The sequence below is a fragment of the Lysobacter niastensis genome (assembly GCF_031457115.1).
GTDB lineage: Bacteria > Pseudomonadota > Gammaproteobacteria > Xanthomonadales > Xanthomonadaceae > Lysobacter_J > Lysobacter_J niastensis_A.
The window spans coordinates 159,162-172,828 of sequence record NZ_JAVDVY010000003.1 but is presented as its reverse complement, the minus strand read 5'-3'; the positions used below and the strand labels follow the sequence as shown (position 1 = coordinate 172,828).

14 protein-coding genes are annotated in these 13,667 nt (G+C 67.6%); all 14 read left to right on the top strand.

Features of this window, described 5'->3' with window-relative positions; genetic code table 11:
* The first annotated feature begins 2 nt into the window (after positions 1 to 2).
* Positions 3 to 1,796, top strand: coding sequence for a succinate dehydrogenase flavoprotein subunit (gene sdhA, locus J2X06_RS15410; RefSeq protein WP_310063926.1), 1,794 nt, complete (start codon positions 3 to 5; stop codon positions 1,794 to 1,796).
* Between the two features lie 19 nt (positions 1,797 to 1,815).
* On the top strand, positions 1,816 to 2,598 hold the full coding sequence (locus tag J2X06_RS15405) for a succinate dehydrogenase iron-sulfur subunit (RefSeq protein ID WP_310063924.1): 783 nt from the start codon (positions 1,816 to 1,818) through the stop codon (positions 2,596 to 2,598).
* A 113-nt stretch (positions 2,599 to 2,711) separates the two neighbouring features.
* Positions 2,712 to 3,134, top strand: coding sequence for an MAPEG family protein (locus J2X06_RS15400; RefSeq protein ID WP_310063922.1), 423 nt, complete (start codon positions 2,712 to 2,714; stop codon positions 3,132 to 3,134).
* Positions 3,131 to 3,391, top strand: coding sequence for a succinate dehydrogenase assembly factor 2 (locus tag J2X06_RS15395; protein WP_310063920.1), 261 nt, complete (start codon positions 3,131 to 3,133; stop codon positions 3,389 to 3,391). The genes J2X06_RS15400 and J2X06_RS15395 overlap by 4 nt, the downstream gene beginning before the upstream one ends.
* The gene (locus J2X06_RS15390) at positions 3,336 to 3,821 is read left to right on the top strand and encodes a hypothetical protein (RefSeq protein ID WP_310063919.1); all 486 of its coding nucleotides are present in this window, start codon (positions 3,336 to 3,338) and stop codon (positions 3,819 to 3,821) included. The genes J2X06_RS15395 and J2X06_RS15390 overlap by 56 nt, the downstream gene beginning before the upstream one ends.
* Before the next feature lie 272 nt (positions 3,822 to 4,093).
* Positions 4,094 to 5,338: a lipoprotein-releasing ABC transporter permease subunit gene (locus J2X06_RS15385; protein ID WP_310063917.1), complete on the top strand. Its 1,245-nt coding sequence runs from the start codon at positions 4,094 to 4,096 to the stop codon at positions 5,336 to 5,338.
* Positions 5,331 to 6,059, top strand: coding sequence for a lipoprotein-releasing ABC transporter ATP-binding protein LolD (lolD, locus tag J2X06_RS15380; protein ID WP_310063915.1), 729 nt, complete (start codon positions 5,331 to 5,333; stop codon positions 6,057 to 6,059). The genes J2X06_RS15385 and lolD overlap by 8 nt, the downstream gene beginning before the upstream one ends.
* 3 nt (positions 6,060 to 6,062) lie before the next feature.
* Entirely contained in the window at positions 6,063 to 8,399 is a 2,337-nt protein-coding gene (locus J2X06_RS15375; RefSeq protein ID WP_310063913.1) for a DNA internalization-related competence protein ComEC/Rec2, read from the top strand.
* 65 nt (positions 8,400 to 8,464) lie between these two features.
* Complete coding sequence (locus J2X06_RS15370) at positions 8,465 to 9,103, top strand: MotA/TolQ/ExbB proton channel family protein (protein WP_310064471.1); 639 nt, start codon at positions 8,465 to 8,467, stop codon at positions 9,101 to 9,103.
* Between the two features lie 12 nt (positions 9,104 to 9,115).
* Positions 9,116 to 9,559 (top strand): ExbD/TolR family protein, encoded by a 444-nt coding sequence (locus J2X06_RS15365; RefSeq protein WP_310063911.1) that lies wholly within the window; start codon positions 9,116 to 9,118, stop codon positions 9,557 to 9,559.
* 8 nt (positions 9,560 to 9,567) lie between these two features.
* Positions 9,568 to 11,304 carry a lipid A export permease/ATP-binding protein MsbA gene (gene msbA / locus J2X06_RS15360; RefSeq protein WP_310064469.1) on the top strand — a complete coding sequence of 579 codons (1,737 nt, stop codon included), beginning with the start codon at positions 9,568 to 9,570 and terminating at the stop codon, positions 11,302 to 11,304.
* Between the two features lie 11 nt (positions 11,305 to 11,315).
* Positions 11,316 to 12,356, top strand: coding sequence for a tetraacyldisaccharide 4'-kinase (gene lpxK / locus J2X06_RS15355; protein WP_310063909.1), 1,041 nt, complete (start codon positions 11,316 to 11,318; stop codon positions 12,354 to 12,356).
* Positions 12,357 to 12,371: 15 nt separating this feature from the next.
* Positions 12,372 to 13,136 (top strand): 3-deoxy-manno-octulosonate cytidylyltransferase, encoded by a 765-nt coding sequence (gene kdsB / locus J2X06_RS15350; RefSeq protein WP_310063908.1) that lies wholly within the window; start codon positions 12,372 to 12,374, stop codon positions 13,134 to 13,136.
* A 4-nt stretch (positions 13,137 to 13,140) separates the two neighbouring features.
* Positions 13,141 to 13,623, top strand: coding sequence for a low molecular weight protein-tyrosine-phosphatase (locus J2X06_RS15345; RefSeq protein WP_310064466.1), 483 nt, complete (start codon positions 13,141 to 13,143; stop codon positions 13,621 to 13,623).
* The last annotated feature ends 44 nt before the right edge of the window (positions 13,624 to 13,667 follow it).

Below are 13,667 nucleotides of genomic sequence, written 5' to 3'. Positions count from 1 at the left end.
TCATGGCCGCCGCTTACAAGATCCAGGAACACACCTTCGACATGGTCGTGGTCGGCGCCGGTGGCGCCGGCTTGCGCGCCACGTTCGGCCTGGCCCAGAAGGGCCTCAAGACCGCCTGCATCACCAAGGTCTTCCCGACCCGCTCGCACACCGTCGCGGCGCAGGGCGGCGTGGCCGCCGCGCTGGCCAACATGGGCGAGGACGACTGGCGCTACCACTTCTTCGATACCGTCAAGGGCTCGGACTGGCTGGGCGACCAGGACGCGATCGAATACATGTGCAAGGAAGCCATCCCGGCGATCATCGAGCTGGAGCACTACGGCGTTCCGTTCTCGCGCACCGAGGAAGGCAAGATCTACCAGCGCCCGTTCGGCGGCATGACCACGCGCTACGGCGAAGGTCCGCCGGCGCAGCGCACCTGCGCCGCCGCCGACCGCACCGGCCACGCGATCCTGCACACGCTGTACCAGCAGTCGCTGGCGCATGACGCGCAGTTCTTCATCGAGTACTTCGCGCTCGACCTGATCATGGACGCCGACGGCACCTGCCGCGGCGTGCTGGCGCTGGACATGGCCGAGGGCACGCTGCACCTGTTCCGTGCCCAAGGCACGGTGCTGGCGACCGGCGGTTACGGCCGCGCGTACTTCTCCGCGACTTCGGCCCATACCTGCACCGGCGACGGTGGCGGCATGGTGCTGCGCGCCGGCCTGGCGCTGCAGGACATGGAGTTCGTGCAGTTCCACCCGACCGGCATCTACGGCGCCGGCTGCCTGATCACCGAAGGCGTGCGCGGCGAAGGCGGCATCCTGCGCAACAGCAACGGCGAGCGCTTCATGGAACGCTACGCGCCGAGCGTAAAAGACTTGGCGCCTCGCGACATGGTCAGCCGCGCGATGACCATGGAAATCCGCGAAGGCCGCGGTGTCGGCGAGCACAAGGACCACATCCTGCTCGACCTGACCCATCTCGGTCCGGAAGTCATCCACGAGAAGCTGCCGGGCATCGCCGAATCGGCGCGCATCTTCGCCAACGTCGACGTCGAGAAGCAGCCGATCCCGGTGCTTCCGACCGTGCACTACAACATGGGCGGCATCCCGACCAACTACCACGGCGAAGTGGTGCAGTTGAAGAACGGCAACCCGGACCAGGTCGTGCCGGGCCTGTACGCGATCGGCGAGGCCGCCTGCGTATCGGTCCACGGCGCCAACCGCCTGGGCTCCAACTCGCTGCTGGACCTGGTCGTGTTCGGCCGCGCCGTGGCCAATCGCGCCGCCGAGACGGTCAAGGCCGACGGCAAGCAGGCCAGGCTGGCCGGCGATGCCTGCGACGCCGCGCTGGCGCGCCTGGACAAGCTGCGCAACGCCACCGGCGGTACGCCGACCGCGGTCATCCGCGACAAGATGCAGCGCACCATGCAGCTCGATGCGGCGGTGTTCCGCACCGGCGAGACGCTGTCCGACGGCGTCAGGAAGATGCGCGAGATCCACGCCTCGTTCGCCGACGTGCGCGTCAGCGACCGTTCGCTGATCTGGAACTCGGACCTGATCGAGACCTACGAGCTGTCCAATCTGCTCGACCAGGCACTCGTCACGATCGTCTCTGCCGAGAACCGCACCGAGTCGCGCGGCGCCCATGCCCGCGAGGACTACCCGGAACGCGACGACGCCAACTGGCAGAAGCACACGCTGTGCTCGGTCAGCGAGAGCGGTGAAACCAAGATCGACTACCGCCCGGTGCACATGTACACGTTGAGCGACGACGTGAGCGTGGTTCCGCCGAAGAAGCGCGTTTACTGATTCCGGAGCGAATACGACCGTGGCCGAATTTTCCCTCCCGAAGAACTCGCAGATCCAGAAGGGCCGTCACTGGCCGACGCCCGGCGCCAAGCAGCCGCGCACCTTCAAGGTCTACCGCTGGAACCCCGACGACGGCATGAACCCGCGCCTGGACACCTACGAGGTGGACCTGGCGGCGTGCGGCCCGATGGTTCTGGACGCGCTGATCAAGATCAAGAACGAGATCGACCCGACCCTGACCTTCCGCCGTTCCTGCCGCGAAGGCATCTGCGGTTCGTGCGCGATGAACATCGATGGCACCAATACGCTGGCCTGCACCAAGGCGATCGGCGATTGCGAGAAGGGCGAAGTGCCGATCTACCCGCTGCCGCACATGTCGGTGGTGAAGGATCTGGTGCCGGACATGACGCATTTCTATGCGCAGTACGCATCGATCAAGCCGTGGCTGCGCACGCAGAGTCCGGCGCCGTCGGACCGCGAACGCCTGCAGTCGCCGGCCGACCGCAAGAAGCTCGACGGCCTGTACGAGTGCATCCTGTGCGCGTGCTGCTCGACCAGTTGCCCAAGCTACTGGTGGAACGGCGACCGTTACCTCGGCCCGGCGATCCTGCTGCAGGCCTACCGCTGGATCATCGACTCGCGCGATGAGGACACCGGTGCGCGCCTGGACGACCTGGAAGATCCGTTCAAGCTGTACCGCTGCCACACCATCATGAACTGCGCCCGCACCTGCCCGAAGGGTTTGAACCCGGCGCAGGCGATCGGCGAGATCAAGAAGCTGATGCTCGCCCGCCGGGTCTGATCCGACGTAAGCAGGCGACGTCCATGGAAGGGCGCACGCGAGTGCGCCCTTTCTTGTGGGGCGCTTCCCGGGTCATCGCAGAAGACGCTTTCGAAAACGTTCAGAGGTTCCCCATGGACACCCGCGCGATCTTCCTTCCCGCGCTCGCGATGGTGGCGCTGACCTTCCTGGTGTGGTGCCGCTTGTATGTCGTGCGCATCGCCCAGATCCACCGTGGGCGAATCGATCCGCAGGCCGTGGCAACTTCCGCCCAGGCCGCGGCGCGGCTTACCGATACCCGTGCCTCGGACAACTTCCGCAATCTGTTCGAGTTGCCGGTGTTGTTCTATGTGGCGGTCGGGGTGATCGCGATATCCGGGATGGGCGGTGCCGCCGCGCTGGCGCTGGCCTGGCTGTTCGTGGTCCTGCGTGTCGTGCACAGCGTGATCCATTGCAGCTACAACCGGGTCATGCACCGCCTTTTTGTCCACGCATCGAGCACGCTGGTGCTGTGGGCTTTGTGGGCCGTCATCGGGATGGAGTTGATACGGGCATGACCGACGCCGACGAACTCGAACTGCGTCGCCTGCGCTGGCGTTGCCGGCGTGGCATGCGCGAGCTGGACCAGTTGTTCGGCCGTTACCTCGATCGTGCCTGGAGGCAGGCTTCCGAGGACGAGCGCGGCGTTTTCCTAAGGCTGCTGGAAACCGAGGACGATAAGCTCTGGCACTGGTTCATGGGCTACGACGTGCCGACCGATGCCGAACTCGCCCGACTTGTTGATCGCATCCGCTCCTTGCCACCCTCCGCGTGAATCGTTCGCGGGTCGGCTGCAGTGGCGGCCTTCGCGCCTGCTGTCCCTCGCGCTGGTGCTGATGGGCCTGTTGGCCGGGCTGTCCGTAATCGCCAGCGAGATGCCCCTGGCCTGGTCGATCCCGCTGGCGTTGCTCGCGGCGGGCGATGGCGTCCGGCAGGCGAGGCGGGAACTGGCACGGCCGGTGCGGTGGCTGGTGGCGGGTACGACGGACACGCTTTCTGGCCCGACCCTGGATGGTCAGCCGATCTCCGAACTGACGGTGCAATGGCGCGGTTCACTGGCTTTCATGCGTTTTCGCGACACCGACCGGCGCTGGCAGCGGCTGGCATGGTGGCCCGACACGCTGGATTCCCGCGGTCGCCGTGAACTGCGGCTGGCCATTCCTGTCCAAGCGACTGCGCACCGTGCAACTTCGATGGCACCATAGCCGAGGGCCTGGTAAGTGCTGTGGAGTAGGTCGCGTTGGTCTTCAGTCGCCGCCAGGTGGTGTTGCGCGGCGCAGTTGCCTTGCTCCTTGCAAGGTCAAGCTGCGCGGCGCCGCATGGCGGCGACTGAAGGCCAACCCGAAGGGCCGGGCCTGATGGCGCGTGGCGCAGCGTCATCGCTCAGTCGCGTATCGACATACACTCCTTCGCTCTTCCTTGCTCCACACGCCATCAGGCCCGGCGCGACCTACTCCACAGTACTTACCAGGCCCTAATGTTCAAACCCATCCCCGTCGCCATCGGCCTGCGCTACCTTCGCGCCAAACGCCGCAATGGCTTTATTTCCTTCATTTCCCTGGCCTCGATCGCGGGCATCGCCCTGGGCGTGACCGCGCTGATCACCACGCTGGCGGTGATGAGCGGCTTCCAGCGCGAGATCCGCGACCGCATGCTGCAGATGGCGGCGCATGCCACCGTCAGCGCCTACGGCGAACCGTTGGCCGACTGGCGGCGTGCCGTCGACAAGGCCGTGGCCGATCCGCGCGTCGCGGGCGCCGCACCTTATATCGAGAAGGAGGCGCTGCTGTCGGGCGCACGCAACCAGCCGGCGATGGTGCGCGGCGTGTTGCCGGCCGAGGAGGGCAAGGTCTCGGTGCTGGCCGACAAGATGGTGCAGGGCCGGCTCGACTCGCTGACGCCGGGCAGCTTCAACATCGTGCTGGGCAAGGAACTGGCGCTGTGGCTGGGCGTCAGCACCGGCGACAGCGTGGTGATGACGACGTCCGACTTCCGCAGCACGCCGCTGGGCGCGGTGCCGCAACTGAAGCGCTTCACCGTCAGCGGCATCTTCGAGGCGGGCTACAACGAGTTCGACAAGGGGTTGGCCGTGGTCAACCTCAACGACATGCAGCGACTGCTGCGGATGGGCGAGGGTGTCACCGGCGTGCGGCTGAGGCTGCACGACATGGACCTGTCCTGGGACGTGGCCCGCGATCTCGCGCTTGGCCTGGGCGGTCCGTATCGGGTCAGCGACTGGACCAGCGAGAACGCCAACATGTTCCGTGCGTTGAAGATGGAAAAGACCATCATGGCGATCCTGCTGTCGCTGATCATCGCGATGGGCGCCTTCAACCTGGTCAGCTCGCAGGTGATGCTGGTGACCGACAAGCAGGCCGACATCGCGATCCTGCGCACCCTGGGCCTGACACCGCGCGGCGTGATGCAGGTGTTCGTCGTGCAGGGCACGCTGATCGGCGTGATCGGCACAGTGATCGGTGTCATCGGCGGAATCGTGCTGACGCTGAACCTCGAACACATACTCAAGGCCATCGAGGCGGTCCTTGGCGTGCAGTTGCTGCCCGAGGACGTCTACTACATCACCGGACTGCCGACCGACCTGCAGGCCAGCGACGTGATCATCATCGCCAGCGTGGCGTTGGCGATGGCGTTCATGGCCACGATCTATCCCGCCTGGCGCGCCGCGCGCACGGCGCCGGCGGAGGCGCTGCGCTATGAGTGAGCAAACCGTGGCCAAGCAGAAACATAACGGCGAGATCGTCCTCAGTTGCCAGGACCTGGCCATGACCTACGCCGAGGGCACGCTGCGCACGCACGTGTTCCACGGCCTGGACCTGGCTGTCGGCAAGGGCGAGACGGTGGCCATCCTGGGTGCGTCCGGCGCCGGCAAGAGCACGTTGCTGCATTTGCTGGGCGGCCTGGATACCCCTACGGCGGGCGAGGTATTCGTCTCCGGCCAGAAGATGAGCGCGTTGTCCGATGCGGCCCGCGGCGCGTTGCGCAATCGATCGCTCGGGTTCGTCTACCAGTTCCATCACCTGCTGCCCGAGTTCACCGCGCTGGAGAACGTGATGCTGCCGGTGCTGCTGTCCGGCGCGGATGTTCCCGATGCCTTGCATCGCGCCAGGTCGCTGCTGGAATCGGTGGGGCTCGGCCATCGCCTGCAGCACAAGCCCGGAGAGCTATCGGGCGGCGAGCGCCAACGCGCTGCGGTGGCCAGGGCGCTGGTCAACAAGCCGGCCTGCGTGCTGGGCGACGAGCCCACCGGCAACCTCGACGAGAAGACTGCCGCGACGGTGTTCGAACTGATGCTCGCGCTCAACCACGAACAGCACACCAGCCTGGTGCTGGTGACGCACGATCGCCGCCTGGCACGACGCCTGGACCGCGTGATGGAACTCCACGAAGGCAAGCTGCGACAGCTCAGCCACGACGAGGTGTAGACCATGGCAACAGCGGCAGGGACGCCGCGTTTCGGAATCGCCTGCGCTGCGGCGCTGCTGGTTGGTGTCGTGGTCTGCCTGTGGTCGCCGCGGCTGGCGTCATGGCCATGGCTGCTGTCGGCGGCGCTATCCGGAGCCTTTCTTTGGTGGCGCGGCGGGCGACAATCCCCTTTCCTGCGTCTTGCAGGAGCGGTATTGCTCGGCTTCGGGCTTGCGGGCCTGCATGCGGCTCATGCGCTATGGCTGCAACTGCCCGCAGCGTGGGAAAAGCGCGATGCGGTGGTTACAGGACGCATCGTCGACCTGCCCGAGCACGAGGTGCGGCGGACGCGCTTCCTGTTTCGTGTCGATGGCGACGACACGCAGTCGGCGCCGTTTCGGGGACGCCTGCTGCGATTGGCCTGGTACGACGACGATCCCGCCAGGCGCAGCGTGCTGAAAGCAGGTGCGCGATGGGAGTTGCCAGTACGCGTTGGCACCCCGCGTGGCCTGCGCAATCCCGGAGGCTTCGATGCCGAAAAGCACGCGATGGCGCAGCGGATCACCGCGGTCGGTTACGTGCACGAGCCGGCGCTGGCGCGCAGGCTGACCCAACCCGACGGAGTGCCCGCATGGCGTGAAGCGATGTCTGCCAGGATCGCGGCGGCCGTGGCCGCTCCATCCTCACGATTCATCCGTGCGCTGGCGCTGGGCGATACCCGAGCCTTGGACGATATCGACTGGAATACCTTGCGGGCTGACGGCCTGACCCACCTGATCGCGATCTCCGGCTTCCATGTCAGCCTCGTCGCGGGGTTCTTCGCCTTGTCGGTGCGGGGGCTGTGGTGGCTGTGCCCCGTGCTGGGCCGTCGATGGCCCCGTCCGGCCGCGGCCTCCATCGCGGCCATGCTCGGAGCCGCGGGCTACGCGGCGCTCACCGGCGCCTCGCTGCCGACGATACGCACGCTGCTGATGATCGCGGTCGTGGCCGCGGTGACGTGGTCGCGCAGACCTCGACGCGCGCTCGACACGATGGCGCTGGTGGCGATCATGGTGCTGCTGGCCGATCCGCTTTCGGTGCTGGGCGCGGGGTTCTGGCTGAGTTTCCTCGGTGTGGCCTGGTTGCTGTGGTGCCTGCCTGGTGCGGGACGCAAGCCGCTGCGCGAAAGCTGGAAGGAGTTTCTTGCGGCGCAGGGGGTCGCCACGCTCGGTTTGTTGCCGCTAGGCGTGGTGCTGTTCGGACAAGCCTCGCTGGCGGGGCCGCTGGCCAATCTGGTGGCGGTGCCGTGGTGGAGCCTGGTGGTGGTGCCGCTGTCGCTGCTCGGTACCGGGCTCGAGGCCCTTCATTCGGGCACGGGCGTCTGGGCCTGGCAGGCCGCGGCCTGGTGCTTCGATCTCAGTTGGCCGCTGTTCGAGCGCATGGCCGCCAGTCCGCTGGCGCTGTGGTGGCTGCCCGAATCCGGGATGCCCGCGCTGCTGCTGGCCTTGCTGGCCGCCTTCTGGCTGTTGCTGCCGCGTGGTATCCCCGGCAAACCACTGGCGTTGCTGATGTGGCTGCCGCTGCTGTGGCCCGATCGCGGGCTGCCTGCCCACGGTGCCGTGGAGTTGCAGGTGATCGACGTGGGGCAGGGTCTGTCGGTGCTGGTGCGCACGGCCGGACATTCGCTGCTCTACGACATGGGGCCGGCAGTCAAGGACGGCTTCGATGCCGGCGAACGGGCCGTGGTCCCATCGCTGCATGCGCTGGGCGTATCGCGCCTGGATCGCGCAGCAGTGAGCCATGGCGACAACGACCACGCCGGCGGTCTGGAAGCGGTCCGCCGCGCTATTCCTGTCACTCGCCTGAGCGCGCCGGAGGGCGCGGGCGTGCCTGGTGCGCAGCTGTGCCTGGCCGGCCAGAGCTGGTCATGGGATGGCGTGCGATTCCGCTACTTGCATCCGGCGCGATATTTCCCGTATCTGGGCAACGAGGCCAGTTGCGTGCTCCGCATCGAAAGCCGGCATGGGGCCGTGCTGCTGCTGGGCGACGTGGGCGGGGTGATCGAGCGCCGTCTGCTGCACGACGATTCCGCCCTGCTGAGGGCGGAAGTGGTGCTGGTGGCGCACCACGGAAGCGGCGGATCGTCCGATCCTGGCTTCGTGGCCGCCACTGGTGCGCGCCACGCGGTCGTCTCCACTGGCTTCGGCAACCGTTTCGGCCATCCGCGTCCGGAGGTGCTCGAGCGCTGGCAAGGTGCGGGCGCCCAGGTCCATGACACGGCCGGCGACGGCGCGCTGCGCATCCGGATTCAGGAAGGCGGGGTCGATGTGGAAGCGCGACGGCGGACACACCCGCGCCCGTGGGATGTAACCCGGAGGTAGGCTGCAGCAACGGCTGGGCTATTCTATCGGCCAGTTTTGATGCGGCCATGGGCCGGGGGTTGCGAGTGCTGGAACTGGTCAAGGCCGGCGGTTGGCCGATGATTCCGCTGCTGTTGCTGTCGGTGCTGGCGTTGACGCTGATCGTCGAGCGTGCCTGGACCCTGCGGCGCGTCACCGTGCTGCCGCCCACCCTGGGCAAGGAAGTCCGCGCCTGGGCCGGGACCGGCAAGCTCGATCCGGCGCACATCGAGACCCTGCGCAAGACCTCGCCGCTGGGCGAACTGTTGGCGGCCGCGCTCGATGTGCGCAACCGCCCGCGTGACCAGATCCGCGAACGCATCGAGGACGTGGGCCGCCACCTGGTGCACAAGATGGAGCGTTACCTCAACACGCTCGGCACCATTGCCGCGGCCGGCCCGCTGCTGGGCCTGTTCGGCACGGTCGTCGGCATGATCCAGATGTTCCTGGGCATCCTCGATCACGGCATCGGCGACGTGAACCAGCTGGCCGGTGGCATCGGCAAGGCATTGGTGTGCACGGCTGCCGGCATGATCGTGGCGATTCCGGCGCTGATCGCGCACCGCTGGTTCCGCGGGCGCATCGCCGAGTACATCGTCGCGATGGAGCACGAGGCGATCCAGCTGATGGACACGATCGAAGCGCGACCGCCCGTGGGCGCCGTGCGCGCGCAGAACGCAGCCTGAGGTCCATGCCCGATGCGCATCCGCGACCACCGTGCCTTCGATGAGCCGGACATCAACCTGGTTCCGCTGATCGACGTGATCCTGGTGCTGATCATCTTCTTCGTCGTCACCGCGACTTTCGATGCGCGCTCGGTGCTCAAGCTGGAGTTGCCGCGCGCCACCGGCGAGCAGGCCAACGACCCGGCCAAGGCGCTGGTCGTGCTGGTCAACGCCGATGGCCGTTATTTCGTCGATGACCGCGAAGTGCTGCGAGACGACGTCGAGTCGCTGAAGGGCACCATCAGCGAGGTGGCCGGCAACGACCGCGACCGCCCGGTGCTGCTGCGCGCCGACGCGCGCACGCCGTACCAGGCCGTCGTCACCGTCTACGACGCCCTCGGGCAGCTGGGCTTCCGCAGGATCATGAGCGCCACCGCACCGCAGACCGGCGAAGCGGGTACGGGGGCGGGCAAGTGAGCGACGAAATGTCGCCCTGGAAGACCTACCGCCGCCTGCTGCAGTTCGTCTCTCCCTACCGGGGCGTGCTGCTGCTGGCGCTGTTGGGCATGCTGATCGAAGCCGCCTCGGCCGGCGCCTTCACCTGGCTGATGAAGCCGGTGGTGGACGAGACCTTCATCAGCCGCAATTCGCAGCTGAGCCTGCTGCTGCCGCTCGCCATTGTCGGCATCTTCGTGGTGCGCGGCATCGCCGGTTACGTCACCGACACGTTCATGGCCCGCGCCGGCCGCAGCATCGCTCGCGACCTGCGCGTCACGGTGCTGGGCAAGTACCTGCGCCTGCCGGGCCTGCGTTTCGATACCGAACCGGTCGGATCGATGCTGACCCGCCTGGGCTCGGACAGCGACCAAGTCGCGCAGGCAGCCATCGACGCCGCCAAGGTGATGCTGCAGCAATCGCTGCAGGTCGTGGCGATGCTGAGCGTGATGCTCTATTACAGCTGGCGCGTGACCGCCGCCATCCTGCTGCTCGGGCCGTTGCTGGCCTGGACGATGGACACGGTCGGCCGGCGCTATCGCAAGATCGGCCACCGCATCCAGGAGAGCGGCGCACAACTGCTGCAGTCGGCGGACCAGGCGCTGTCGAACCATCAGGAAGTGAAGGTGTACGGCGCGCAGGCGGTGGAACTGGAGCGCTACGGCGGCCAGGCCAACCACCACCTCAAGCTGAGCCTGAAGGTCGAGTCGACGCGCAGCATCTCCTCGGCGGTGGTGCAGCTGATGGGCGCGGTGGGGCTGGCCCTGCTGTTGTTCTTCGCCGGCCGTGAAGCCGCGAAAGGGCGCCTGAGCGCGGGCGATTTCGTCAGCCTGATGACGTCGATGCTCGCGGTCATTCCCGCGCTCAAGCAGCTCACCAACGTGCAAGGCATGCTGCAACGTGGTGTGGCCTCGGCCGAGCGCCTGTTCGACGTACTCGACACCCCGGACGAGGTGGACACCGGCACGCGGCCGCTGACGCGCGCCCAGGGCGTCATCGAGTTCCGCGACGTCACCGCGCGCTATCCGGGACAGGCGCAGCCCGCACTGTCCGACATCAGCTTCGCGGCCCGCCCGGGCACGGTCACCGCGATCGTCGGCCGCTCCGGCAGCGGCAAGTCGACGCTGATCAAGCTGATCCCGCGTTTCTACGACATCGAGGCAGGACAGATCCTGCTCGACGGTCATCCGCTGCAGGAATACCGCCTAGCCGACCTGCGCCGCCAGATCGCCCTGGTCGGCCAGCAGGTGATGCTGTTCGACGGCACCGTTGCGGCCAACGTTGCTTATGGTGAATTGCAGGGCGCAGCACCCGAGGCGCTCGAACAGGCCGTGCGCGGCGCCAACGCAATGGAATTCGTCGAGCGCCTGCCGCAGCGCCTGGAAACGTCGATCGGCAGCAAAGGCGGGCGCCTGTCGGGCGGCCAGCGCCAGCGCCTGGCGATCGCGCGGGCCATGCTCAAGGACGCCCCGATCCTGATCCTGGACGAAGCCACCGCCGCGCTGGACACTGAGTCCGAGCGCCTGGTGCAGGACGCGCTGAACCACCTGATGCCCAACCGCACGACGCTGGTGATCGCCCACCGCCTGTCCACGATCGAGCACGCCGACCAGGTGCTGGTGCTCGACCAGGGCCGCATCGTCGAACGCGGCACGCACGCCGAACTGCTTGCCCACGGTGGGTTGTATGCTCACCTGCATCGCATGCAGTTCCGCGAGGCCGAATGAGCGGACCGTCCATGAGCAAATCGCGCGGCGCGGTGCCGGCCTACTGGTACGGCGATGCGGCGGTTCCGCTGGGCGCCAGGCTGTTATCCACCATTTACGCAACGCTCTCGGGGCTGCGCCGTGGGCTGTACGCACGTGGCTGGTTGCGTCGGCACCACCCGGGCGTTCCCGTGATCGTGGTCGGCAACATCACCGCCGGCGGCTCAGGCAAAACACCGCTGACCATCGCGCTGGTCGAGCGCCTTCGCGCCGAAGGCTGGAATCCAGGCGTCGCCAGCCGCGGTTACGGCCGTGTCGAGCGCTCGCGCCCGCTATGGGTGGAAGCGGGTACCGATGCGGCCAGTGGCGGCGACGAACCGGTGCTGATCGCGCGCCGCACCGGTGTGCGCCTGCGCGTCGATCGCGACCGGGCCGCAGCCGCGCAGGCGCTGGCCGAGGCTGGCTGCGACGTCGTGATCTGCGACGACGGACTGCAGCATTACCGCCTGGCCCGCGATATCGAGATCGAGGTCGTGGACGGCCGCCGCCGCTACGGCAACGGCCAGTTGCTTCCGGCCGGGCCATTGCGGGAACTGCCCGAACGCGGCGCCCGCTGCGATTTCCGCGTCGTCAACGTAGCCAATGGCGGCAACGGCAATGGCAACGGCGACACCGGCTTCGGCGAGTGGCCGATGCGGATGCTGTCGGACCAGGCGCTGCCGCTGACCGGCGTGCGCCCGCGCAGGCTCGCCTCGTTCTCCGGTCAGCGCGTGCACGCGGTGGCCGGCATCGGCGATCCCGAACGGTTCTTCGCGATGTTGCGCGGATACGGCATTGCCGTGGTGCCACACGCTTTCGCCGACCATCATCGCTACAGCGCGGCCGATTTCGAGTTCGGCAGTCCGCTGCCGGTGCTGATGACCGAGAAAGACGCGGTGAAATGCGCCGACTTCGCCAACGACCTGACCTTCAGCGTGCCCGTGCGCGGCGAACTGCCGGAGGCATTCTGGGTCTCACTGCTGGACCGGCTGGTGCGCAAGCGCGATGCGTTGCGCAGCGCCGCGACGAAATAACCCAAGGACTTCGCCATGGACGATTTCGTAGTCGCCATACCTGCGCGTTACGCCGCGACGCGGCTGCCTGGTAAACCGCTGCAATTGCTCGCCGGTGAACCCCTGGTTTTGCACGTGGCGCGGCGCGCATTGGCGGCCGGCGCACGTGAGGTATGGGTTGCCGCCGACGACGAGCGCATCGCCGCCGCGCTGGACGGCTGCGGGGTACGCGTGGCGATGACATCGACCGCACATGCCTCCGGCACCGATCGCCTGGCCGAATGCGCGCGCATCGCGGGCTGGAGCGATGACACCGTTGTGGTGAATCTCCAGGGTGACGAGCCTTTTGCCCCCGCGGCCGGCATCCGCGCGGTGGCCGCGCTGATGCACGGCGGCACCGCCGAGATGGCGACGCTCGCCGCGCCCGTGACCGACGTCGAAACCTTGCTGGACCCCAATGCGGTCAAGCTGGTCCGCGCAGGCAATGGGCACGCGCTGTACTTCAGCCGGGCGCCGATTCCCTGGCCGCGCGACGCGTTCGCCCGCGATCGCAGTCGCATGCCGGATCAAGGGGAGTGGCTGCGCCACATCGGCATCTATGGCTACCGCGTCGGCTTCCTGCAGCGTTTCGCATCGCTGCCGCCGGGGCGGCTCGAGCAGATCGAGTCGCTCGAACAACTGCGCGTGCTCGAGGCCGGCTACCGTATCGCTGTCGGCATCACGCCCGAACCGTTCCCGCCCGGCGTGGATACGCCCGAGGATCTCGCGCGTGCCGAGGCGCGCATCACCGGTCATGGCTGAATCGATCCGCCTGCTGGTCGTCTGCCTCGGCAATTTCTGTCGCTCGCCTGTGGCCGAAGGCGTGCTGCGGGCGCGCATCGGCGTGTCGACCCTGGCCGGCCGGGTCGAACTCGACTCGGCGGGCACCGGCGACTGGCACATCGGCGAGCCGCCCGACCGCCGCGCCATTGCCAATGCGGCCGAGCACGGCATCGATATCTCGCAGTTGCGCGCGCGCCAGCTCGCCGCAGCGGACTATCGGCACTTCGATTGGTTGCTGTGCGCCGACCGCGCCAATCTGCGGGACGTGCGGGCGCGGATGCCGACAGGTAGCCACGCACAGGCTGCCCTGCTACTGGACTGGGCGGGAGTAGAGGCCGATGGCGAAATTCCCGATCCGTACACCGGCGGCCCGGCCCAGTTCGAGCACGTGTTCCATCTGCTTGATCGCGCCGCCGATGGTGTGATCGCGCGGCTCCGCCACGAGTATCCGGACCGTTTGGGTTAGCCGGCGCCGTTCATGTGGCCGGAGCGATACCGGTCCGGGTCGCT